The 23423-nt window shown below is 59.3% G+C and carries 22 protein-coding genes; 6 read left to right on the plus strand and 16 right to left on the minus strand.

Translation table 11 applies throughout. The annotated features are described in order from the left end of the window. Window positions 1-1033: type II secretion system F family protein (locus VK574_RS18270; protein ID WP_472801307.1), on the minus strand; the 1033-nt coding region annotated here is incomplete at its 3' end. A gap of 227 nt (window positions 1034-1260) precedes the next feature. Here VK574_RS18270 and VK574_RS18275 point away from each other — a divergent pair. Next, complete coding sequence (locus VK574_RS18275) at window positions 1261-2682, plus strand: CapA family protein (RefSeq protein ID WP_472801308.1); 1422 nt, start codon at window positions 1261-1263, stop codon at window positions 2680-2682. 157 nt (window positions 2683-2839) lie between these two features. On the opposite strand, the gene VK574_RS18280 is transcribed toward VK574_RS18275, so the two are convergent. Next, window positions 2840-3514 carry a riboflavin synthase gene (locus tag VK574_RS18280; RefSeq protein ID WP_472801309.1) on the minus strand — a complete coding sequence of 225 codons (675 nt, stop codon included), beginning with the start codon at window positions 3512-3514 and terminating at the stop codon, window positions 2840-2842. 606 nt (window positions 3515-4120) lie between these two features. Next, window positions 4121-4798: an alpha/beta hydrolase gene (locus VK574_RS18285; RefSeq protein WP_472801310.1), complete on the minus strand. Its 678-nt coding sequence runs from the start codon at window positions 4796-4798 to the stop codon at window positions 4121-4123. Window positions 4799-4900: 102 nt separating this feature from the next. On the opposite strand from VK574_RS18285, the gene ggt reads away from it, so the two are divergent. Continuing rightward, on the plus strand, window positions 4901-6607 hold the full coding sequence (gene ggt, locus VK574_RS18290; protein WP_472801311.1) for a gamma-glutamyltransferase: 1707 nt from the start codon (window positions 4901-4903) through the stop codon (window positions 6605-6607). Window position 6608: 1 nt separating this feature from the next. Here ggt and VK574_RS18295 read toward each other — a convergent pair whose 3' ends face one another. From VK574_RS18295 to ftsY, 3 genes are all read right to left on the minus strand, one after another. Further along, window positions 6609-7043 carry a hypothetical protein gene (locus VK574_RS18295; RefSeq protein WP_472801312.1) on the minus strand — a complete coding sequence of 145 codons (435 nt, stop codon included), beginning with the start codon at window positions 7041-7043 and terminating at the stop codon, window positions 6609-6611. Between the two features lie 193 nt (window positions 7044-7236). Next, window positions 7237-8424, minus strand: coding sequence for a bifunctional diaminohydroxyphosphoribosylaminopyrimidine deaminase/5-amino-6-(5-phosphoribosylamino)uracil reductase RibD (ribD, locus tag VK574_RS18300; RefSeq protein ID WP_472801313.1), 1188 nt, complete (start codon window positions 8422-8424; stop codon window positions 7237-7239). Window positions 8425-8506: 82 nt separating this feature from the next. After that, window positions 8507-9511, minus strand: a complete 1005-nt coding sequence (gene ftsY / locus VK574_RS18305; protein WP_472801314.1) for a signal recognition particle-docking protein FtsY — start codon at window positions 9509-9511, stop codon at window positions 8507-8509. Window positions 9512-9672: 161 nt separating this feature from the next. On the opposite strand from ftsY, the gene VK574_RS18310 reads away from it, so the two are divergent. The 3 genes from VK574_RS18310 (at window position 9673) to VK574_RS18320 (ending at window position 13593) form a co-directional block, all read left to right on the plus strand. Continuing rightward, complete coding sequence (locus tag VK574_RS18310) at window positions 9673-11895, plus strand: alpha-amylase family glycosyl hydrolase (RefSeq protein WP_472801315.1); 2223 nt, start codon at window positions 9673-9675, stop codon at window positions 11893-11895. A gap of 130 nt (window positions 11896-12025) precedes the next feature. Beyond that, on the plus strand, window positions 12026-13204 hold the full coding sequence (locus tag VK574_RS18315) for a WD40/YVTN/BNR-like repeat-containing protein (RefSeq protein ID WP_472801333.1): 1179 nt from the start codon (window positions 12026-12028) through the stop codon (window positions 13202-13204). Between the two features lie 59 nt (window positions 13205-13263). Next, on the plus strand, window positions 13264-13593 hold the full coding sequence (locus tag VK574_RS18320; RefSeq protein ID WP_472801316.1) for a MoaD/ThiS family protein: 330 nt from the start codon (window positions 13264-13266) through the stop codon (window positions 13591-13593). 35 nt (window positions 13594-13628) lie between these two features. On the opposite strand, the gene VK574_RS18325 is transcribed toward VK574_RS18320, so the two are convergent. The 4 genes from VK574_RS18325 to VK574_RS18340 form a co-directional block, all read right to left on the minus strand. After that, on the minus strand, window positions 13629-14171 hold the full coding sequence (locus VK574_RS18325; RefSeq protein ID WP_472801317.1) for an SRPBCC domain-containing protein: 543 nt from the start codon (window positions 14169-14171) through the stop codon (window positions 13629-13631). A gap of 138 nt (window positions 14172-14309) precedes the next feature. Continuing rightward, window positions 14310-15317 (minus strand): NAD(P)H-dependent glycerol-3-phosphate dehydrogenase, encoded by a 1008-nt coding sequence (locus tag VK574_RS18330; RefSeq protein ID WP_472801318.1) that lies wholly within the window; start codon window positions 15315-15317, stop codon window positions 14310-14312. Continuing rightward, complete coding sequence (gene plsY, locus VK574_RS18335; RefSeq protein WP_472801319.1) at window positions 15314-15958, minus strand: glycerol-3-phosphate 1-O-acyltransferase PlsY; 645 nt, start codon at window positions 15956-15958, stop codon at window positions 15314-15316. Before plsY ends, VK574_RS18330 begins: the two co-directional genes overlap by 4 nt. A 113-nt stretch (window positions 15959-16071) precedes the next feature. After that, window positions 16072-16695 carry a type 1 glutamine amidotransferase family protein gene (locus VK574_RS18340; RefSeq protein ID WP_472801320.1) on the minus strand — a complete coding sequence of 208 codons (624 nt, stop codon included), beginning with the start codon at window positions 16693-16695 and terminating at the stop codon, window positions 16072-16074. A gap of 104 nt (window positions 16696-16799) precedes the next feature. Here VK574_RS18340 and VK574_RS18345 point away from each other — a divergent pair, with 104 nt between their 5' ends. Beyond that, window positions 16800-17768, plus strand: coding sequence for a helix-turn-helix transcriptional regulator (locus VK574_RS18345; protein ID WP_472801321.1), 969 nt, complete (start codon window positions 16800-16802; stop codon window positions 17766-17768). A gap of 185 nt (window positions 17769-17953) precedes the next feature. Here VK574_RS18345 and VK574_RS18350 read toward each other — a convergent pair whose 3' ends face one another. The 6 genes from VK574_RS18350 to VK574_RS18375 all read right to left on the minus strand — a co-directional run bounded on the left by VK574_RS18350 (window position 17954) and on the right by VK574_RS18375 (window position 23376). Further along, window positions 17954-18622: a hypothetical protein gene (locus VK574_RS18350; protein WP_472801322.1), complete on the minus strand. Its 669-nt coding sequence runs from the start codon at window positions 18620-18622 to the stop codon at window positions 17954-17956. A 540-nt stretch (window positions 18623-19162) separates the two neighbouring features. Then, window positions 19163-20110 (minus strand): catalase family peroxidase, encoded by a 948-nt coding sequence (locus VK574_RS18355; RefSeq protein WP_472801323.1) that lies wholly within the window; start codon window positions 20108-20110, stop codon window positions 19163-19165. 118 nt (window positions 20111-20228) lie between these two features. After that, a complete protein-coding gene (locus tag VK574_RS18360; RefSeq protein ID WP_472801324.1) occupies window positions 20229-21473 on the minus strand; it encodes a competence/damage-inducible protein A in 1245 nt (414 codons plus the stop codon). A gap of 104 nt (window positions 21474-21577) precedes the next feature. Next, window positions 21578-22630, minus strand: coding sequence for a gluconolaconase (locus VK574_RS18365; RefSeq protein ID WP_472801325.1), 1053 nt, complete (start codon window positions 22628-22630; stop codon window positions 21578-21580). Between the two features lie 10 nt (window positions 22631-22640). After that, on the minus strand, window positions 22641-23159 hold the full coding sequence (locus VK574_RS18370; RefSeq protein ID WP_472801326.1) for a phosphatidylglycerophosphatase A family protein: 519 nt from the start codon (window positions 23157-23159) through the stop codon (window positions 22641-22643). Beyond that, a complete protein-coding gene (locus VK574_RS18375) occupies window positions 23149-23376 on the minus strand; it encodes a DNA gyrase inhibitor YacG (RefSeq protein WP_472801327.1) in 228 nt (75 codons plus the stop codon). Before VK574_RS18375 ends, VK574_RS18370 begins: the two co-directional genes overlap by 11 nt. Between the last annotated feature and the right edge of the window lie 47 nt (window positions 23377-23423).

Raw genomic sequence — 23423 nt, forward strand, 5'->3', positions numbered from 1 at the left:
TGAGCATTTGAGGAAGAGCGCCGGTCTGTTCGCCGACCGAGATCATTTCAGTGGACAGGTCGGGGAAGACGCCGGTGTTCGAGAGCGAGTCGGCCAGGTTTTTGCCCTCGCGCACGGTGCTGACTGCTGACCCGACGGCCCTGGATACGCGGCGCGAGGAGATGGACCGGGCGGCGGTTTCGAGGGAGGGTACGAGCGGAAGTCCGCCGGTGAGCAGGGTGGAAAGGGTACGCGAGAAGAGCGCGACCTGGTACTTGAGCCAGATCTTGCCGAAGATCGGCAGGCGCACGCGAATGCCGTCGACGGTGTCGCGGCCTTTCTCAGTGATGGAAAAACGCCAGAGTCCCACGCCGATCGCGAGTACGGTCAGGGCGATCCAGAGGATGTTGTGCTGCGTCCATTTGCCAAAGGCCAAAAGCAGGAGGGTCATTTTGGGCAACTGGGAGCCCATCTGGTCGTAGAGTTGCGCGAACTGGGGAATGACCACCGTGAACATGAAGACGAGCAGGCCAGTCACGATGGTGAGAAGCAGACCCGGGTAGATGAGCGAGGCAGTGAGTTTTTTGCGGAAGGTAAGCGAGACTCTCTGGAATCCGATGTAACGCTCAAGGACCTCCTGCAGGTTGCCGGAGCGTTCGCCGGCCAGCAGGGTGGTGGTGTAGATGACGGGCATTCCGGACTGCGCCTCAAACGCGCCGGAGAGCGATTCGCCTGTTTTGACGCGGTTGGAAATGTCATCGAGCTGGCTGCGGAAATAGGGGCTCTTCTGGATCTTGGAGAGCATCTGGAGCGAGCCGAGGATGGGCAGGCCGGCTCGGATGAGAGTAAGAAACTGTTGATTAAAGATGAGGAACGGCTCGAGCTTGACCTTGCGCCGCGACATTCCGCTCAGACCGGAACGGGCGCGGACAGAAAAGACGTGGTAGCCCGCGTGGGAGAAGCGAGCACGCAGCTCCTCCGCGGTGGAGGCGGTCTGTACCTGCTCCATTACATGACCGCGTTCATCGGCTAACTTGATTACGAACTCTGCCATAGGTCAGGTTGCCGGCCCGGCCCCGGGGGCGTTGCCGGCCTTTCGGTTCGCTTTCCTGTTCAAGGGTAACAGTTTCGCTCAATAGATAGACGCAGATTCCAGCAGAAGCGTTCGTCGATTGTCACTTCCAACTGCAGGGTAGCCGACGCTGGGGGTACTTAAGTTCAAAATGGGGTTAACCGGCGTCTTTTCCGCAGGGTATGCTGGGGGTGAGCCAGACCACCCCCATGGATCAAACGGCTAGATGGATGAAGACAGGCGGCGAAGGGATTCCCCCGGGACAAGGGGCCGAAAACGGCAACTTTCTGGGGCTGAGTCCGCGTGCCGCTTCGCTTGCCGTCCTGATGCTGCTGGGCGTGGTGATGGCGGCCTCGTATTTCAGCGGATTTGCGACGAAGCTGCATCGGGCTGCTGCCGTGGCGCCCTATCCCCACGAGCTTGCACGGGTGAGTTTCGCGGTGGGTGGAGATGTGATTCCACACGAGCCGGTGCGGGCGGCCGCCGAGGCTGCCGGAGGCGGCGCTGAAGGGTGGGGATCGCTTCTGGGGGACGTCGGCGATGTCTTCAAAGGCGCGGACTTCGGGTTTGTAAATATGGAGACGCCGGTGGCGCCCGCTCACTCGAAGGGGTCGAAGCCGTTCATGTTCGATGCCCCTGTGGCGCTGCCGGAGGCACTTAAGGCCAACGGTATCAAGATCGTTTCGTTTGCGAATAACCATGTGATGGACCAGGGCTGGGCTGGGTTTACGGAGACGCGCGAGCATCTGCGTGAAATCGGGCTGCAGTTTGTGGGTTCGGGGGATACGGCGGGCCAAACCTGGCAACCGGTGATCGTGGAAACCAACGGCATCAAGGTGGGTTGGCTGGGAATGACGCGGTGGCTCAATGGCAACCGCAACCCTGACAAGGACGACCAGCCGCATGTGAATTTCTTCCCGTATCCGGGCGAGTCGACGGGCGCGCCGGGGGCCGATGAGGCGCAGGTGCTGGCGGCCGTGAAGGCGGCGAAGGCGCAGTGCGACATGCTGGTGATTTCCGTTCACTGGGGGATTGAATACGCGCCAGCACCGCGGCCGGAAGATGTGGACATTGCGCACAAGATGCTGGATGCCGGGGCATCGGTGATTGTTGGACACCATCCGCACGTGCTGCAGCAGATCGAGACGTATACGACGGCGGATGGGCGGATGGCGGTGATTTTCTATTCGCTGGGAAATTTTTTGTCGAACCAGTCGCGCAACTATGTGGATGGACTGATGCCGGACAAGGATGGCGATCCGCGCGACTCGATGATCGGGCTGTTTTCAGTGGTGCGGAATGATTTCGGGCCAGCGGGCATGCGGGTGGAACTGGCGCATGTGGGCATGCTGCCGGTGTGGGGGGAGAACAATCGCAATGCGCTGGCGGCGGGGAAGGCGAAGGCTCCGAATATTCATCCGGTGCTGATCGATCGCGAACTGCCCAAGGTTCAAACTGAACTGGACGATCTGAACAAGACCGCTGAGGTCGGGCAACTCGCTGCAGAGCAGAAGCAGCAGTTCATAGAGGTTACGAAGCAACTGAAAGTGCTGACCGACCGGCGCGGACAGATCCTGGCGCGGACGGGGGATGAGTACGTCACGGATCCGCCGAAGGTGGCGAAGCCGTAGGCGCAAAGTCTGGGAACGCAGAAAAGCAGATCCCTCGCTTACCACCCTCAAGCTGAAGTGCGCTTGGGGGCTCGTGCACTCAGGATGACGCCTCGTACTTTGCTAAAGCTCGGCGAATGGGAACTATCTTGTCCTGAAACGAAACCCCAACGAATGTTCAGTAGCCGTTTGCGGTGAGCCATTGCTCGGTCAGGTCGAATTCCGGTTTTTTTGCGGATCGTATTTGTTGGTAGGCGAGCTTTACCAGCACATCGGCCTCGACGTTCACGGTTGAACCAACACTGTGCGTGTGCAGGTTGGTCCGCCAGTACGTCAGAGGCAGGATAGCGATTGAGATCGTGTCGTCCTCGACTACCGCAATCGTCAGGCTAATGCCTTCGATGGCGACGGAGCCCTTGTGCACCATCCACTGGCGGAGGTTGTCGGGGATGCGGACTTTCAGGGTCCAGTCAGTGGTTTCGCGGTTGAAGTCAGAGCTGGTGACAGGGATGACCGGGTCGAGCGACACAATCACTCCGGTTCCATCGACGTGGCCCTGGACGATGTGGCCACCGAGAGGGCTACCGGCGGCGGTGGGCAGTTCGAGGTTGACTTGCACGCCGGGCTTGAGGGCGCCGAGAGACGTGCGGTCGAGCGTTTCCTGGGCGACGTCGGCGTGGAAATAAGTCGGATCGACATCGAGCGCGGTGAGGCAGACTCCGGAGACAGCGAGAGAATCGCCTTCGCGCAGGCGGTTAGCGACGCCGGGCGCTTCAACAGTAATGCGTCGCACGCCGCCGCGATCGGTGAGGCTGATGAGTGTGCCGGTCTGCTCGATGATGCCGGTGAACATGGTTTTATTTTAAGGGATTAGGGACCAGGCGCGTTTTGGGGTATTGCGATATGCAACTGAATGGTTGCGTGTGGATGCCCCCACCCCGTCTCTGGAAGCAAGCATCTGGATTTAAAGGCGTTAGAGATAAGGTGTCGCTGTAAATATTTCACATCATTGAACTTAAATCCCAAATATTTCTTGTCACAGAACTTAGTGGCGTTTCTGGAGTCAACAGGACTGAGCTGTCTGGAAAACACCTCTTCTTGCTGTGTTCTTTCCGGGCATTTCCGGCTTGTTGTCGTGATCGGCTTTTGAGTTGCCGGAAACTCTCATCTCTTTGAATTTCATTGTGCGCCTTTGACGCGAAATTACCTGCAAAACTGCTGAAGGAATTTTGCGTTTGGAATGAATTATTTAGAGAAATTGAATGTTGCGGGGACTTGACGGAGATGAATCGCCTTCGCTTGGGCGATTGGGTCACCTGGGGTTCAGCGGTGAGGCGACGATCGCGGCCGTGATCCGTGAGGCTTACAACTGTTCGGTCTGATCGATGATGGACCGAAGCCGGCGCTGGAAGCGGCGCCTGTCGCGCCATTGTGGTGAGGGCCTGGCCGTTCGACTCGGTTATTTCTGCGAGAGCCAGGAAAGGATTTCACGCATTACGCGGTCGGCTTGATCGGTCTGAAACAAATACTGCGCGTGGGCGGAGCCTTCGAGGATGAGCAGTTTTTTGGGCTGGGGAGCTTTTTCGTACTGCGTGCGGATTCCGGGAAGGCGCAGGCCGTCGCTGCCGCTGGTGTCGTCGCGGGCAACGATGAAGAGTGCGGGGGCTTTGAGCTTGTCAGCCGGCAGGTTCGGCGCTGCACCGAGCATGACGATGCGATCGATTTCGCCTGGCCGCGAAGTGATGGAAGCGTCGCCTGCTGCTGATCCGCCCATGCTGCCGCCGACGATGGATACTGTCTTCGCACCGTGGCTGTGTAAATAACGCACTGCCGCGAGCACGTCGAGGGCCTGCTGCTCGCCGCTCGGATCCTTTTCGCCGGGACCGTGCGACTGCCCGAAGCCGCGAAGGTCAATCGCAAGGACTGCGTATCCCGCAGATCGAAAGACAGGAACTTGTTTCGCCCAGCTTTCTTTGGTGAATCGGCCACCGTGAACGAGCAACACAGCGCGTTCGCCGGAGCCATACTGCAGTGCGGCGATGGTGGCACCGTCCTCAGTGGAGAACGTGACGGGTTCTTGGGCGACCGCAATGGCTGCGAGAGCAAAGGCGGCTACGATGGCAAGAAGCGAGCGCACACCGCAAATGTACTACGGAAGCCGTATCCTGCTCTGATACGTTCGTAGTTTCGACAGAAATCTCACCAGGCGCAAATCAATCTGACTCCGAGGACTCTGCCCATGGCTTTACTTCAATCCACGATTGCTGTTGCTGTTTCGGCTTTCACATTCCTTGGCATTACCACAGTGCTGCAGGCGCAGGATCGTTCGTATGGGCGATCGGTGGTTGCTACGCAATATGGAATTGTTGCTACGAGCCAGGTTTCGGCTTCGCAGGCGGGAGCACGGGTGTTGGAACAGGGCGGGTCGGCGATCGATGCAGCCATTGCGGCCAATGCAGTGCTGAATGTTACGGAGCCAACATCGAACGGGATGGGCGGCGACCTGTTTGCGATTTACTGGGACGCGAAGGCAGGGAAGCTCTACGGACTGAATGCGAGCGGGTGGGCACCGAAGGCGCTGACCATCGATCATCTGCAGGCGAAGGGCGTTACGAAGATGCCGCAGTTTGGGATCGACTCAGTGACTGTGCCGGGCGTGGTGGACGGATGGACGAAGCTGCACGATCGGTGGGGCAGGCTGCCGTGGCGCGAACTGTTTCAGCCGGCAATCTTTTATGCCGATCACGGATTTGCGGTGGGAGAGATTATTCATGCGTGGTGGGCAGGAGATGAAAAAGGTCTGCTGACGAACGCGGAGAGCAAGCGAGTTTTTCTGCCTGGAGGGAAGGCACCGGGAACAGGCGAGGTCTTTCGCAATCCCGATGTGGCGCGCGCATTCAGGCTGATTGCCGAACAGGGCGAGTCGGCTTTCTACAAGGGCGAGATTGCGAAGGCGATTTTGAAGACGTCGGACGATCTGGGCGGAACGATGACGGCGGCCGATCTTGCTTCGTATTCGGCGGAGTGGGTGGAGCCGGTGCACACGACGTATCGAGACTGGACGGTTTACGAGTTGCCACCGAACGGCGACGGCATTGCCGCGCTGGAGATGCTGAACATCATGGAACGGTTTCCCGCTGATCCAGGGGGCGCGCACAGTCCGGGAGAGCTACACAATCGCATCGAGGCCATGAAGTTAGCGTATGCCGACGTGAAGGCGTATGACGGCGATCCGCGATTCGGAAAAATTCCGGTGGAGGAGCTTTTATCGAAGGAGTATGCGGCGAAGCGGGCGGCGCTGATCGACCCGGAGCATGCGAATTGCACGGTTGCGCCGGGGGCGCTGGGGAAGAGCGATACGACGTACTTCAGCGTGGTGGATCGCGAAGGGAACATTCTTTCGATCATTCAAAGCAACTACGAGAACTTTGGATCGCAGATCACGGTGCAGGGGATGGGGTTTGCGCTGCAGGATCGCGGCGGGTTGTTCTCGCTGGATGCGAAGTCGCCGAATGCGCTGACGGGGCACAAGCGGCCATTTCATACGATCATTCCGGCGTTTATGGAGCACGGAGATCAGCACATCGGATTCGGCATCATGGGCGGATTGAATCAACCGCTGGCCCACGCGCAGTTTGTTTCGAACGTGGTGGACTACCACATGAACATCCAGGCTGCGATGGAAGAGCCGCGCTTTACCGATCGGCAGCAACTGGCCTGCAAGATCGTGATTGAGTCGCGGGTGACGCAGGCGACGATTGATGCGCTGACGAAGATGGGACACGTGCTGCAGGTGCATCCTGATTACACGTCGCAGATGGGGCGCGGGCAGGCCGTATTGCACGACAACAGTACGGGCATGAACTTCGGGGCATCAGATCCGCGTGCGGATGGCGCGGCGATTCCTGAGCAACCGAACTTTTCCAAAACCTCGACCGAGCACTAATTTATTGTGTTGTTGAGTTCAGACCAGGTGCACTCTGGAGCTGCGTATCGGAGCCGGACGGAAGTGGAGCGGGAGGCTGATCCAGATCCAGCTTGAGGCTCGTGGTGGGATTGTCGAATCCGCTTGGCTCTTCATCAAGCCTGATGCGCACTTCGGTCGTTCCGGCGAAGTAAGCCGCGAACGTGAAAGCAATCAAAGCGGCGCCGACGGCCAACCCTCGCAACGCCCATTGAAGATTTGCCGGACCTGCAATCATGAAGCTCCAGGCGAGGCAGGTGAAGGCGAGCCAGAGGCCGATGAACTCCGAGATGAGCGCGCGGGGTCCGTCGACTGCCGGATCTTTATCGATGCGCAGCGCAGTGCAAATGATGGCGGCAACGGCGAGCACTGCCGACAGGATGCCTATTCCGAGGAAGTTCAAAGTATGGTGAAGCATCGCCCGAGCGACCCCCGTCGCAGAACAACTGGCACCCATCCGTCCTGAAAAGAGGGCCGGAACGTGCATCAGATTGGACGTGATATGTCGGGGTAGGGGTTGTCGCTGGATGCGCACAGATTTTAACGAGAATTTTACTAAATGATAAACATCTGATTTTGCTAGTTATGGTGGGCGGGTTGTTTCGTTTTCTTCAAGGTTGCTTGCGCCAGGGATCGCGAAGGAGCGAGCAAAGCCCGAGGTCATTGCCGTAACGTTCCACTTCTACTTCAGCCATGTGGATGGCAGTGGGCATGCCCTTGAAGGCTGGTACCGCATCAGAGCCCATGATCTGGGGGGCGACGAAGAGGTGGACGCGGTCGACCATGCCACTGGCAAGAAGGGCAGTATTCAGGCGCGTGCCTGTTTCGGTGAGCAGGGTGAGGATGCCTTCCTGGCCGAGTTTGTCGAACAGCTTGCCGAGGGGCACGCGGCCCGCCTGCCACCCCGGAGACCGCCCCGCGGGCTCCCGACCGTCACCGGGGGCTCCGGCATCAGCGGGAAGAACTTCGACGCGCACGCCGCGCGTGCGAAGTTCGTTGATGCGGGCTTCGTCTTTGGAGACGGTGAAGATGACGACGTCGTTCTGAACGCCGCGCACCATCTTCGAATCGAGCGGCATGCGCAGAGCGGAGTCGAGAACGACGCGGAGGAGCGGGCGGCGACGGCGAAGGCCGCTGCGGTCAGTGAGCATAGGGTCGTCGGCGAGGACGGTGTCAACGCCGGTGAGTGCGGCGTCGGCTTGCCAGCGGAGAGGCTGCACGGCTGCGCGGGCGAGTTCGCTAGTGATCCAGTAGGGTTCGCGCGCGGCGTGATGGCCGGATGGCGGGGCGATGCGGCCGTCCAGCGTCATTGCCACCTTCATGAGCACGAAGGGGCGCTTGTGCTGAATCCAGCGGGCGAAGCCTTCGTTGATGCGGCGGGCTTCGATTTCGCAGACGCCGAGTTGCGTCTGGATGCCTGCTGCTTTCAACACGTCCATGCCGTGGCCGTTGACGTCGGGATTAGGATCGCCAGTGGCGGCGACGACGCGGGCGAGCCCTGCGGAGATGAGCGCCTGGGTGCAGGGGCCAGTACGGCCGGTGTGATTGCAGGGTTCGAGCGTGACGTAGGCGGTGCCGCCTTTGAGGCGGTCGCCCGCATGTTGTTTTGCTTCGTTGAGCGCGACGATTTCGGCGTGGTCGAGCAGGTCGTATTCGTGCCAGCCTTCGCCGACAACCTGGCCGGCGCGATCAAGGATGACGCAACCGACGGCGGGGTTGGGAGAGGCGACGCCGATGCCACGGCGGGCGAGATCGAGCGCGCGCTGCATCCAATAGATGTCTGTGTCCGGGATATTCATATCTTCTGCAATCCATAGATTGCGACAGGAAGAAGTGTAACTGCTGAAACCGAGGGGAAACCGTAAAGGAAGTATCAGGAAACTATCCCAGGAGTGCGTCGACGAATGCTTCCGGGGAAAATTCCAGCAGGTCGCTCATCTGTTCGCCTACGCCTACGAAACGGACGGGGAGATTGAGTTCGCGGGCGATGGCGACGGCGATGCCGCCTTTGGCGGTGCCGTCGAGCTTGGTGAGCACGATGCCGGTGGCGCCGGCGGATTGCGTGAACTGGCGGGCCTGCTGCAAGCCATTCTGGCCGGTGGTGGCATCCATGACGAGAAGGACTTCGTGGGGGGCGCCGGGAATGAGCTTCGACGCGGTGCGGCGCATCTTGTCGAGCTCGTCCATGAGACCGGTTTTGGTGTGGAGGCGGCCGGCAGTGTCCACGATGAGCTCGGCGATGTTGCGAGCCTTGGCGGCGCTGGCAGCATCGTAGAGCACGGCAGCGGGGTCGCCGCCCTGGCGGGTCTTGATCATCTCGACGCCGCTGCGGCCGGCCCAGATTTCGAGCTGCTCGATTGCAGCGGCGCGGAAGGTGTCGGCGGCGCAGAGGAGTACGGACTTATTTTGCGCGCGATACCACGCTGCGAGTTTGCCGCTGGTGGTGGTTTTGCCGGTGCCGTTGACGCCGACGAGGAAGGTGACTTTCGGCGGCGCAGAAGGGGTCGCGACGGGGTGCATCGGGGCTTCGAGGATTGCGCGCAATTGTGCTTTCAGCAAGTCGCGGAGTTCAGCGCCGCCGGCGATGGCCTGCTTGCGGGCTCGCTCGCGGAGAGCCTGGATGATTTCGTTGGTGGTCTGGACGCCGATGTCGCTCATGATGAGAGCGGTTTCGAGTTCTTCGAGAGCTGATTCGTCAACTTCGCGGGTGAGAGCGACGATTTCGTTGATGCGCGTGGAAAAGGTCTCGCGGGTACGCGTGACGGCCTGGCGCATACGCGAGAAGAAACCTGACTTTTGGGTCGACTCCTCTTCGGCGGCCTGGGCTTCCTGTTCTTTCTTTTTATCTTTTGGTTCTTCGTCGTAACCGGTAAATAGCGTAATCATCGTGTAGATTTCCAGTCTTGAGTCTAGAGCATTGAGCGGTTTGGAGCGAATTGGCACGGAGAGCGGGGGTGTGTTTGCGGCGATGCCTGCGCTTATTGGTCTTTTGCACTAGGATGTTGGGGATTCAAATCCGCTGTCCTGCAGTGTTTGAGGTGAACCCTATGCTGAACGTGAAAAGAAGAGGCGGCCTGGCTGTCATCGTCCTTTCGATCGCACTGACGGTGCCGGTGATCGCGCAGACACCGCCCGGGCCGCCGCCGATTCCGACGGTCAGTGATATTCACCGGGGATTCATTTACCAGATTGTGACGGATCGGTTCTTTAACGGAGACACGAGCAACGACGATCCGGCGCAGAGCATCGGGGAATTCGATCCCAACGGATTTACGAAGCCGACGAACTGGCGGGATTACTGGGGCGGTGATCTGGCAGGGATCGCGCAGAAGATGGCGTATCTGAAATCGATGGGCGTGGCGGCGATATGGATTTCGCCTCCGATCGATAACGCGAACAAACCGGACGGTGGCGGGGCTTCGGGATATCACGGATTTTGGCCGCGCGACATGATGCGGATCGAAGAGCACTTCGGCGATGCGGCGAACGGCTGGGCGGCATTCGACAAGCTGACCGCTGCGTCGCACGCGAGTGGGATCAAGGTAATTGTCGATTTTGTCGCCAATCACACCAACGATATTGGCGTGGGCGAGAATGGCGCGCTTTATAACAACGGCGTGAGGGTGACGGACTATTCGAGCGACACAGGGACTACTCCGTATTACCATCACACGCCGAACATGACGAATTTCGAGGATCGGTACCAGTTGCAGTACGACACGCTGTTCGGGTTGGCCGATCTGGATCAGACGAATCCGTGGGTGGACAACTACATCAAGTCGGCCGTTGCGCAGTTGCTGGCCCATGGCGCGGATGGATTTCGGTTCGACGCGGTGAAGCATGTGAACTGGGGATGGGAATACAGCCTCGAGAATTCGATTGCGAACTGGAGCGGTGCGCAGACGTTGCCCACTGCAACGGCGCGGCCATTTGTTTTTGGCGAGTGGCTGGAAGGCTCGGGCGATCCGCTGTATGCGGACTCCGTGAAGTTTTCAAATCGCAGCGGGATGAATCTGTTGGACTATCCGCTCTATGGACCGATTGTGGATGTGTTTGCGAAAGGGAAGAGCTTCAAAGAGATTGACGACGAACTGAATCTCGAGCGGTCGGGCAATTCGAATGCGGAGGGTTTCGCGCAACCGAACGACCTGGTTACGTTTTTTGACAACCACGACAATCCGCGGATCCAGTCGATGGGCGTGGATGCGATGGCGGTGAAGCTGGCACTAAGTTTCGTTTTCACGTGCCGGGGCGTGCCGGTGGTGTACTACGGCGACGAGCAGTACCTGCATAACGACACAGGCGGCGGCAACGACCCGTACGATCGCAATGCGATGACGAGTTTCGGGACGACCGATGCGGTCACGCTGATCCAGTACCTTGCGGCACTGAGAGCTTCGAATCCTGCGATTGCTTTCGGCACCATGCAGCAGCGCTGGATCAACGACGATGTCTACATCTACGAGCGCAGGCTGGGCGGCAATGTGGTGCTGGTGGCGATCAGTAAGAGCGAGACGAATGACCAGGCGATCAGCGGTCTTTTGACTTCGCTCCCGCCGGGATCGTATTTCGATTATCTGAATGGCACGATGGGCGGAGTGGGATTGACCGTTTCCGGCACGGACGAAGATAACAACGCGACGATGAACTTTACGCTGCCGCACCGCAGCGTCTCCCTATGGGTGGCGGCGGGTAAGGCGGGGCCTGCGATTGGCAGCATTACCCCACGCGTGGCGAACGCGGGGGCGCTAGTGACGATCACTGGGGCGGGGTTTGGGACAAGCGGCGGCGCGGTGCATTTTTCGGTGGGGGGACCGGAGAAGCTTGCCAAGATCGTGCGATGGGCCGATGGCGAGATCACGGCGACGGTGCCCGACGTCACGGCCGGACCCGCGCAGGTGACGGTCATGCGCGGGTCCGCTACATCCAGTGCGTCCGCGTTCACGACCTCCACGGGAAAGCTCATCCCGGTGAATTTTTCTGTCTCAGGCGTGCCGGCGCTCGCATCCGGCGATGTAGTGATGCTGACGGGCAGCTCGGCAGAGCTGGGCGCTTGGTTGAGGACGTGGAATGGGGCCGACGGGCCCGCCGTCATTCCGGCGACGGGAAATGCGCTGCTTACCGTTTCGGTTCCCGCTGGGTCCAAATCACAATTCAAATTTTTGATTCTGCACGCGGATGGATCGGTGCGATGGGAGGGCGGTTCAAATCATTTTTATACGATTCCAGCCAGCGGAGTTGGTGCCATCAGTGTAAGTTGGCAGCCTTAAGGGCGTTTTCTCTTCACGCAACTCGTAACATTCCCGGGTTTTCCGCTTGAACTGCGGTTGGGGGTTGCGGAAGAATCTTCAAACGGCCTGCGAGTTCGCGATGCACTCAACACTCGCGGGGGAGGAAATGATGAGTCAGGTACGTGTGTTGGTTGGAACGAAGAAAGGCGCCTTCATCCTTTCATCGGACGGCAAGCGGGACAATTGGGAAGTTAGCGGACCCTTCTTTGCGGGATGGGAGATCTACCACATGAAGGGCTCGCCAGTGGATCCCGAACGCATCTACGTATCGCAGACCAGCGGATGGTTTGGCCAGTTGCTGCAGGCTTCGAATGATGGCGGCAAGACATGGTTCCAGCCAGGCGTGAAGCCGGAGGATGCGACGCCACAATGGCCGCCAGTCAAGAGCAATCGGTTCGCGTACGATTCTTCCAGCGAAACAGGAAAGCCTCTGACAACGCATCAGTGGTACGACGGCACGCAGAAGCCGTGGGAGTTCAAACGTGTATGGCACGTCGAGCCTTCTCTGACCGACGCCAATACGGTTTATGCCGGGGTGGAAGATGCGGCTATCTTTCGTTCGACGGACGGCGGCGTGAGTTGGAACGAGATGCCTGGCTTGCGAGGCCACGGCACCGGACCTGACTGGCAGCCGGGCGCGGGTGGGATGTGTTTGCATTCGATCATCCTCGACCCGAGCGATCCCGAGCGCATGTACATTGCCATTTCGGCAGCTGGCGCGTTTCGCACCGACGATGGCGGCAAGTCGTGGAAGCCGATCAACAAGGGACTCTACTCGAAATACATTCCGAATCCCACGGCGGAGGTGGGTCACTGCGTTCACCACATCGCGATGAATCCCAGGCGGCCCGGGACGCTGTTCATGCAGAAGCATTGGGACGTGATGCGCTCGGATGATGCGGGCGATAACTGGACCAAGATCAGCGGCAACCTGCCTACGGATTTCGGATTTGTGATCGACATCAACTCGAATGAGCCGGACACGGTTTACGTGGTGCCTATCAAGAGTGACTCGGAGCATTTTCCGCTGGATGGAAAACTGCGCGTGTATCGCAGCCGCAGCGGTGGCAACGAGTGGGAGGAACTTGCGAAGGGGCTGCCGGAAAAGGACTGCTACGTGAACGTGCTGCGCGATGCAATGTCTGTGGACAAGCTGGATACGTGCGGCGTGTATTTCGGCACCACGGGCGGACAGGTGTATGTATCGCCGGATGGCGGCGACTCGTGGAAGGCGATCGTGCACGATCTGCCGGCGGTGCTGTCGGTTGAAGTTCAGACGCTGGCGTGAGAGGAAGTGAACAGTGGTCAGTGATCAGTGGACAGTGACGACAGAGTTATTCAATCGGCATGGATGAATCCGGAGGGATCGGTAAAACGAGCTCGGTGCGCGTAGAGATTCCATATCATCTGCGCAACCTTGCGCGTGTTGATGGCGATATCGCGCTGGAGATCGCGGGGCCGGTGACGTTGCGTTCAGTGCTGGATGCGCTGGAGGCTCGATACCCAATGCTCTGCGGAACCATCCGCGATCACGACACGCGCCAGCGGCGGCCGTTTCTGCGGTTCTTTGCGTGCGAGGAAGACCTTTCGCACCAGTCGCCCGATATGCCGTTGCCGGAATCAGTCGCTAATGGAAAGGAGACGCTGCTCATCATCGGCGCGATTGCGGGAGGATAGAGGCGATCATTCTTCGTGTTCTCGATGGGGCAACCTTAAGCGAAGTATTTCTTCAGAGGGCCCCAGTAACGGTTCTTCCAACCCCAGTCAAGATGGTCGTACAAGCCGGAAGGGAAACCTGTGTGGTCAAAAGCGAGGCTCGTTCCGGCGCTGCCAGGTTTGAATTCGAAGTGCACAACAGAGTAGACTCCCGGGGCCCACGAGGCGGGGCGCCATGCTTGTACGATGCGCTGGTTCGCGACGATCTCGATGTTGCGACCCTGGATGAGCCCTCCGAACATTGAGAAAGCGCCGCCAGCGGAAGCATCAATGGTGGCCGGCATGCCGGAAAATTCAGCGAAATGCTTTGCGTCGAGGATGGCCTGATGGAACCGCTCCGGGCTGGCGTTGAAATCGAGAACATAGTGGATCGATGTGCGGGCCTGGTTGGGAGAAGTGCAAGGCTTTTCTTCGGCCGGTTGTGTTGTTTGCGCCTGAGATGCTGAACCGGCGGCAACGGCGGCCAATCCTGCAAAGATGTTGCAGATTGCATTGCGACGTCCAAGGAGAATTGACGCAGAAGCAAGACTGGCATTCATCGGGAGCTCCCGTACGGCCAAAAGGGGAATTGCGGTGCGCCAGAATTATCGCAGCGCGAACCGCAATTTGCTTACCAATTAATTTGTTGGTTGCAAATGTGGGGCGATGGAGAATCGAAAAGGAGGGCCTTGACCGTGTTAGAGCTCACCTTTGCCGGGGCGGAGCATGAGTTCGCGAATGGCCTCACGCGGGTCTTTGCCTTTTTCGAGGATCAGTTCCATCTGCTCGGTGATGGGCATTTCGATGTCGTGCTGGCGCGCCAATCCCAGGGCCGCTCGCGTGGTGAGCACGCCTTCGGCGACTTTGCCGCCGAGGCTTTCGAGGATTTCGGGGAGCTTACGTCCCTGGCCGAGTGCCTGACCGACGGTGCGATTGCGCGAAAGAGAACCTGTACAGGTGAGCACGAGGTCGCCTGTGCCGCTGAGACCCGCGAGTGTTTCGCGGCGTCCGCCGCAGGCTACGGCGAGGCGTGTAATTTCGGCGATGCCGCGTGTGATGAGGGCAGCCGTTGAGTTGTGTCCGAGACCGACGCCGGCAGCCACGCCTGCTGCGATGGCGATGACGTTTTTAAGCGCGCCGCCCAGTTCGACGCCTATCACATCGGTTGAACTATAGAGGCGCAGCGTTTCAGATGAGAACTCCTGCTGGATGAGGATCGCAATTTGCGGATCGCTGAAGGCGACGGTAACGGCGGTGGGCTGGCCCTGGGCGACTTCGATTGCAAAACTTGGTCCGGAGAATGCGCCGATGGAGAGCAGCAGGCCCGCGGGCTCGAGGGTTTGCGAGATCACCTGGGTCATGCGCAGGAAGGTCTCCTTTTCAAGGCCCTTGGTGGCGCTGACGACGAACTGTCCGTTGTGCAGGTGGGCCTTGACGCGCAGCAAGGTTGAGCGGAGGAATTCGGAAGGAATGACCGAGACGACGATGTCGGCGGATTCAATCGGCTCCATTTCGGTGGTGACGGCGAGATCTGCGGGCAGCGGAAATCCGGGAAGAAACAATGTATTTTCACGGGCGCGGTCGATCACCTGCGCTTCTTCGACGTTGTGCGCCCAGAGTGCAACTTCGTGGCCGCCACGACGCGAGAGCGACAGAGCGATGGCGGTTCCCCATGCGCCAGCTCCAAGGACAACAATCCGGCTCATGCGGTTTTCCTCTCCTGCGTCCGCGCGCCGAATCGACTTTCTGTTCCGGTGGCGAGGCGGCGAATGTTCTGGTGATGCTTGAGGATGATGAGAGATGCAACGAAGATCTGTGCAGCGATGTACAGTAAAGGCTTTTCGCCGTGAACGAAGAACCAGGCAAACACGGGGAAACTGGCGGCACCGAGAATCGAGGCCAGGGATACATAACGGGTGAGAAGCAGGACGACCGCGAAGAGACCGATGGAAGCGAGGGCGGCCAGCGGGGCGGCGACGAGGAAGACGCCGAAGCCGGTTGCGACGCCTTTTCCACCGCGGAAGCGCAGCCACACGGGGAACATGTGGCCCAGGACGGCAGAAACCGCTGCGACGGCTTGTGCATCGCGAAACGGCATGGACGGCGCCAGTTTGGAAGCCAGAAAGGCTCCCAGCCACACCGCCGCGGCACCTTTGAGCACGTCGAGCAGAAAGGTGGCTGCACCGAGACCCTTTCCGCCGGAACGGAGCACGTTGGTGGCGCCGATGTTGCCGCTGCCAACCGAACGTATGTCCTCATGGCGGAAGAGCCTGACGAGCAGGTATCCGGTTGGAATGGAACCCAGCAGGTAACCGAGCGCCACAATCAAGAAAACTGCAAGGAGCATGACGAAACAGAGTTTAGCAGGTGCGGCGGGTCGAATTTGAGACACCTGTTCAGGGAGATGCGGAGATATTCATTGCAATCTCCCTGGGCGTTGGGAGGGCCTCACCTGGCGCATTATTGGTTGACGCAATCCAGAAGGTCGGCGTAACGGGAAGTATCGCCGAATCGAAAGAGCGCATACCACGCGTCGAGAGCTTCACGGCTGTAGAGGCCGAGCGTGCGGAAGATCTCACGGGCGAATTCGACCGGGGCAATTCCGGAAGCGGTGATGACGCCTTCGTCGGTGACGGCGGGAGCATCGCAGTAGAAGCTGCCCCCGCGGTACCCGCTCGCAGCGAGATATTCGCGGCTATTGCTGGTGTGGTGAAAGTCGTCGAGCATTCCTGCCTGGGCAAGCGCCAGCGTTGCACCGCAGATTGCCGCGATGGGAACTGCTTCGACAAAGAACACACGTGCGAGTTCGATGGCCTCTGCGTTGCTCCTCGATTCCCACCGGTCGCCGCCAGGAAGAATGATCATTGCGCTTTGATTCGGGTCAATCTCGGACAGGCTGATTTCGGGCAGGATGCGCATTCCGCCCATGGTCGTGATTGGCTGCGTGGTCGATCCAACGGTGACGACGCGATACCGGCCCGGGTTGGTCTGAAACTGGGGATTGTTGATTCCTGCTATTGCGAATGCGGCTTCCCAGTCTGCCATTGAGTCGAATACGAAAAGGTGAACATTGCGGGTGTTCATTGCGGCGACCTCCATCGATAAAAATATGATCGCGCACCTTATATGACAAGATGTGTCATATATGATTTGAGAAAGTAAGAAATGTTGAGGGAAAGTGAGAGCGAGTGAAGGCTGATCGACTGATGTCCGTGCTGCTTCTGCTTCAGGCCCGAGGGCAGGTTACGGAACGAGAGCTTGCCGAACAACTGGAAGTGTCGCAGCGGACGATTCATCGCGATCTTGAATCTCTGAGTGCTGCGCGGATTCCGGTGTCGGCCATTCGCGGCGCGCAGGGCGGATGGCAACTGGAGAAGGGGTGGAGGACGCATGTGCCGGGTCTCGATGAGTCCGAGATCCAGGCGCTCTTGATGGCACAGCCGCGGGGGCTGGGTAATAATCCAAGGCTGGCGGCTGCGGCGCAGAGCGCGCTGAACAAGCTGATGGCGGCGATGCCCGAGCCGATGAAGGCGCAGGCGGCACACCTGCAGCAGCGGCTTCACGTGGACCCCACGGGATGGCGCGATACCGGTGAGGATCTGTCAATGCTGGCGGCGGTGCAGGATGCGGTGGCTCGCGATCGCAAGCTGACATTTGATTACACGAAGCAGGATGGGGAGCAATCGAGCCGGACGGTCGATGCGCTGGGCCTGGTATCCAAGGGGCTCACCTGGTACCTCGTGGCGCGTACTTCGAAGGGCATGCGCACGTTCCGAGTGTCGCGCATGAGGCGCGTGACAGTGCTGGCGGTTGGATTCGATCGGCCGGCGCGCTTTGACCTGGTGGAGCATTGGAGAGCGTCTGCTGCTGAATTTGGCCGGAAGAGAGCGGGGTATCGCACGATTCTTTCGCTGACATCGGATGCGGCGCGGAGCGTTCAAGCGTGTTGTGTTACGAAGGCTGCTTCTTCGGGGGACGCTGGCCGCAAGGGAGACGCTGGAAAGGAGGTGCTGGAAGTCGATTTTGACAATGAGGTAATGGCGCAGTTCATCGTGCTGGGACTTGGTTCACGGGTACGTGTTCTCGAGCCTGCGAGCTTGCGGCAAAGAGTGGAGGCCGAGGCCAGAGAAGTGGCGGCAGGAATGGAGCAGGTCTAAAAGAGCTTGCGGAAAAACCTAAAGTCTGAGCATTTGGATTACAAAGAACTGACTGCCGACGCTGCATTATAGAAAGGACAACTGCGGGTTTCTCCACTCCGGTCGCGGGAGCGACCTCCGGTCGAAATGACAGCGTGAAGTGTGGAACGAAGGCTTCGCACCGGTCGAAATGACAAGGTGTGTGGTCAATCCACCATGAGTTCGCCGGGCAGGATGGGGCGGGTACGCGGAAGAGCGCCTTTGTAAGCTGCTACACCCATCGCGAAGAGCGTGCCAGCATAGATGACGAGCTTGATCAGGCTTCCGGTATGCGTTGCAGGCAGCGTCTTCCACAAGATCAGCAGGATGGTCTGCGCAATCGTCACCGCCCACACTGAGCCGTAGAAGTAGCGGCGCTCGATGCCTTCGCCCTTTGTCGATTTGCCGACGCGGGGCAGTTTGCCAAATGCACCCAGGAGAAGGATCAGGATGCAGAGCGGGAAGTAGACGTATTGGTAAAGCTGCTTCATAGTCCACACGCCGGTGATGACGGCGATGATGAGGCCGGCGAGATTCAGCAGCGCGAAGTTCAGGACTGCATTCCATGCAAAGGTGTAGCAGACTTTTCGATAGAGGGGATTGGGGCGATCTTCGTCGAAGCGCAGGATGTAGGGCGCGGGCTCGACTCCGGGTAACTGGCCATAAAGGCCGGCGATCCCGGTTCCGAGGAGCACGAGAGCGAGCCATGCGCCGTTGGCGACGCTGAAGCCGTGCGCGAAGAGGCTGAAGACGAGAGGGCCGGGTGCGAGGAAGAAGACCCAGATCCAGATGGGCCAGTGCAGAACCCGGTAATATCCCTTGTTGCGGATGCGCATTTTTCGGGCGTCCGCATACTCAACCCTGCCGCTATATCGCATATAGGGCAAGTTTTTCAAAACGCAGCGATTGCGTCAACTGAAAGCGGTCTTCTTTGGATTAATCAGCGCAGCGCGCGAGGCCAGCTGAGTAATACACCGATCAACGCGAGAGCGACAAACGCAAGCGGGATTTGGTATGGAGATTTGACTCTATACATTCCCAATGCATTCACGCCTTCAGCCGGCAAGACCAGGACGAGGGTAAGGATGAGCACGAAATGAGATAAGGGGCGTCCGCACATTGCGACCAATACCGAAGTCGTTGTTCCGACAGCGACCAATGCACCGCCTAAGGCTCTAAGCAGTTCGCGAACCAATCGTTCTACAAGGACATTGCCGGCACAAATGGCAGTGAGATTCGGCGGGAGGTGCGGCATGAGCAGGTCGTACAGACCTCCGACCGCAATGAACACTCCCGCTGTTTCAAGGATGACGGCTCCGATCTCAGCCAGCTGCCACCTCCTGCGCATTCTCCAATAAGAGCTTTGCGGAAAGCCACTAGGCCTTTGCTGCCCGACGTTCGCGTCCGCTGAGGAGATAGATGGCGGCACGCAATTCGAGAAGCGGGTCAGCGGAGGGCTCAATGCCGTCAACGCGCGGGATGGGATCGAAGATGATGTGCTTTTGCTGCACGAGGCTGTCTTCGAGCACGCTGGTCAACTCAAGAGTGCCGAGTTCGACGATCTTGCGATCTTCCGGCCAATGGACGGTCGCGTCGTCGGTGACGTCGCCGGGTGCGGCAACCTGAACGAGCACCTTGAAGCGGATCGGTCCCTTCTTTACGCGGCTCCCAAGTTCTTCGTAGTGGTAGTCGGCGCCAAGTTTGGCGACGGCATCTTCGCTGAGATAGTCGTTCCCGCTCTCAGGAACGATGCGATAGCGCGCGTGTTTGCTTTCGCCTTGCGCGTTGATGAAGCGGAAGGCTGTCACGCCGAAGTAGGTGTCGCGGGAAAGGCTCGAGGGGAAGGGCTTGGGGGTTTGTACGAAGCGGAGTGCAGCTGGATGCGAACCGAGGAATTGCTCGATGGGCTTGGGCGACGGAACATCCGGGCCGCTGGCGAGAGCGGCGCGCAGGAATTCGAGGAACTGCGCACCATCGCGAGTAGGGAAGCCGTCGGTCGAGTGGCTGACGATGTCGGTGTGCACATGTTCAGCGAGATTGAAGCGGATAGCGAGACCGCGCGGATTGGCTTCGGGCGCGTTGTCGGGGATCGAGGGCAGCCCAGTCGAATTAGAGAACCGGACCGTGACCGGCGTGGAGGCACGCGTGATGTGCGGCGCCTTAGTGAGCGCGGTCGCTCCCGGGGCGGGCTTGAATGTTCCGCTCAGCATCAGGCCCTTTGCGTGCGCGGGCCGAAATCCGGGGTGCGGGCCAAAGAGGGTATGAAAGACGGCGAGTAAATCATTGGCGAGAGCGACTATGCGTTCATCCTGGGGAAGTGGCATGCGGGAGACTCCGTTCAAGGCGACGATTTTTGGAAGACTCTGTCGCCACGTTAGTGAAGATAATCCACGAGGATCACGGAATTCGAAACTTTCGCATTAAATCTGCAAAAGCCGTCGTTCATATCAATCGGCGCCGCACGAGGTCGAGTGCCTGCTGGCTGGCCCACTCGCGGATGCGGTCGCGGCTGCCGCGGAAGTTTCGTTCGAAAGAGTCGGTTGTCTGGGCATCGCTGACTGCGATGTATACCCGGCCCACGGGCTTCGTCTCGGTGGCGCCTGTGGGGCCGGCGATTCCGGTGACGCCCAGACCTAACGTTGCGCCGGTGCGTTTGCGGATGCCTTCGGCGAGCGCGGAAGCTACCTCTGATGACACCGCGCCATGTTGCTTGATCAGTTCGGCGGGCACGTCGGCGAAGGCCGTCTTCATTTCGTTTGAGTAGACTACGACGCCGCCCAGGAACGATCGCGAACTTCCAGGCACCGAGGTGATTCGCTGTGCAACCATGCCGCCGGTGCAACTCTCGGCCACTGCGAGGGTGGCCTGGCGCAGGCCGAGATAGTAGAGAACGATCTGCTCGAGCGTCTCGCCTTCAGCGGAGTACATCCAGTCGTCGAGCGCTTCTTCAAGCTTGGTGGCGAGTTCTTCGACGCGCTGCTCCGCGAGGTCCTTGTTTTTTTTGGTGCAGAGCAGCGTAAGTTGGATATCGCCGGCGTGGGCGAGGATCGTCGTTTCGACGTCGGTGTAGGTGGTGTAGATGGGCGCGAGGAGTTTGTCGGCCTGCGACTCTGGGATCATGGCGGCTTTGAGCGTGCGCCGAGCGAGATGGCGCTCGGGCACAATATCTCGCAGACGCGGCAAACACTCGTCGTCAAAAAGGGGCTTGCATTCGTGCGGCGGGCCGGGTACGAGAATGATGATCTTGCGGTAGCCGGAGTAGATGGTTTCGAGCCATTGCCCGGGCGCACTTCCATTGGGATTGTCAAGAAATGTTGCGCCCTCGATCAGATCGGCTTGTTTCAGATTATTTTCGGGCATGGAGATGCGCCAGGTTGCTGCGCGCGCATGGAGAGCGGCTACCTGCGGGGCATCGCGTTTAAGTTTCACGGCAAGGGCTTCTGCAAGGGCCTCGCGCGTCAGATCGTCCTCGGTGGGACCCAGGCCGCCCATCAGGATCACGATGTCGGTCCGAGTAAGCGCATTTTGGATTGCGCCGACGATATCTTTTCGCCGGTCGCCGACAATTGTCTTGAAGGCGACAGAAACGCCGATCTCATTGAGCTTTTCGGTGAGGTAGAGGGAGTTGGTGTCCTGGCGGTGCGGCGTAAGCATTTCGGAGCCGACAGCGATGATCTCGGATTTCATGGGGGCAGCTTTCAGCTCCTAGCTTCTAGTTTAACGAAACCGTATTCGATCGAATTTGCACTTCACCGTCCTTTTGCGGCTTGTGCAACCGGGTCTGCGGGGAGCTAGAAGACACTCATCCCTTCCACTTCCAAGTCCAGATCATAAACCGCGTCGTTATCGGCCAGCACTGTGGTTCCAAGTGGCGAGAATGCGATGCCGACAAGGCTGGCTCCGGCAACCACGATGGAGCTATCGCCGTTCGGCTTTACGCAAACGAGGCCGCGACGGCCATGGAGACTTGCGGTTACGTAGACATCCCCATTTATGGCGAGAGCAAGGCCCTGCGGGCGCCCCAAGCCGCGATACCAGACGCGCGCCTCCCCGTGCGTGTCGATTGCCCAGATCGCATCGTTTGAAGAGAGTGTCGGGCCCGTAACAAAAAGAGTGCCTTCCGTGTTGACTGCGAGGTGATAGGCGGAGATGCTCGGCTCAAGCGTGGCATACACAAAAATTTTGCGTTGCGGATCGATTTTGAAAATTGTTCCGCTGCGATCACCGACGAAGAGATTGCCATGCGAATCGAATGCAGCTCCAGTGGCGACACCCATGCCTTCCGCGTAGAGGGTGGATTCGCCGGCGCCGTCGATCCGGTAGACATTTCCCTCTGCGCGGGAGGTAACGAACAGATCGCCTTCGGGACTGAAAGCCAACCCGGTGGCATTGAGAATTCCAGTCACAAACGGGGTTCCGCGTCCATCGGGACTGACACGAACTACAGAAACCGGGGTTTGCTTGCCGCGCTGTCCGGAAATCGTCGCATAAATCATGCCTGAGCGGCTCACGGCAGGACTTGTAACGGGGTGTAAACCGCCCGAAAGTTCGCGCGCGATGCTCACGGGTGCGGCGTTGCTGACTCCGGCAGGCGTTCTGACCTCAATGAGCCCTGAGCCGGCATTCTCGGGGATACGGAACGCGAGGCGTCCGGGACGGCTCATGAGCACCTGGGCCGGATGCGTACCGAGGACAACCACGGGCGGTCCGTAGGGATTGGGGCCAAGATTGGCTCCGATGAGCTCCACCTCGCCGAGCGGCAAAGCTGCCGCCGGCTGGACCTCGTCGATGCGCGGTTCCGGTGTCATTTCTTCCCGAGCGGATTGGACGTGTGTTCGCGGCATTTCCGTTCTCTCAGTGGATCCACAGACGCAGAAGCGATGCCACACCCAAAGCATACAGCCCCGCCGCCACGTCATCGAAAACGATGCCCCAGCCATCGGGTAACCTCTCCAACTGGCGTGCCGGAAAGGGCTTGGTGATATCGAATAAACGAAAGAGGATAAGCGCAATTACGCCATGGCGGAAGTCAGCCGGGCTACCGATCAATGCGATCCACTGGCCGGCGACTTCGTCAATGACGACGAATCCGGGGTCGTGGCGTCCGCTCTCGCGGGCGGCAACGGTGGCAGCAGGAACACCGCAGGCAATCGATAAAGCAATCCCGATAAACACAACAAGTAAAAGGCCATTGGGCGTCGGGTGGAAGAGCCATGCGACTGCACCCCACAGCAGCAGTGCCGCCACCGATCCCCACGTTCCGGGGCCTGGCTTACCGAGGCCCGCGCCGAAGAAGGTGGCGATCGTCCAGGCCCAAGCTGTCCGTTGCTGTTTTTCGGGCGGCTGGCGCACGGTCGCTGGACTATTCGTCATCCTGGCTCCGGCGTTGACGGCCGACTTCTCCAAGATCGTCGAGGACCTCGGGATCGAGCACCGGCGAGCTGATCTTGTAGACGCCGGTCGCCCATTTGCCCAGGTCGATCTTGCGGCATCGATCGCTGCAGAATGGGAAGTCCTCGTCCTTCGCGGTGACAAGCATGCCGCAAGTGGGGCAGTGCAGGAGTTTTGCGGATTTTTTCTTTGGAGGCATGGCTATTTGTACGTTCAGTTGTCTTGGATATCGTAACGCCCCTGATC

The sequence above is a fragment of the Occallatibacter sp. genome (assembly GCF_035317045.1).
Taxonomy (GTDB): Bacteria; Acidobacteriota; Terriglobia; order Terriglobales; family Acidobacteriaceae; genus Telmatobacter.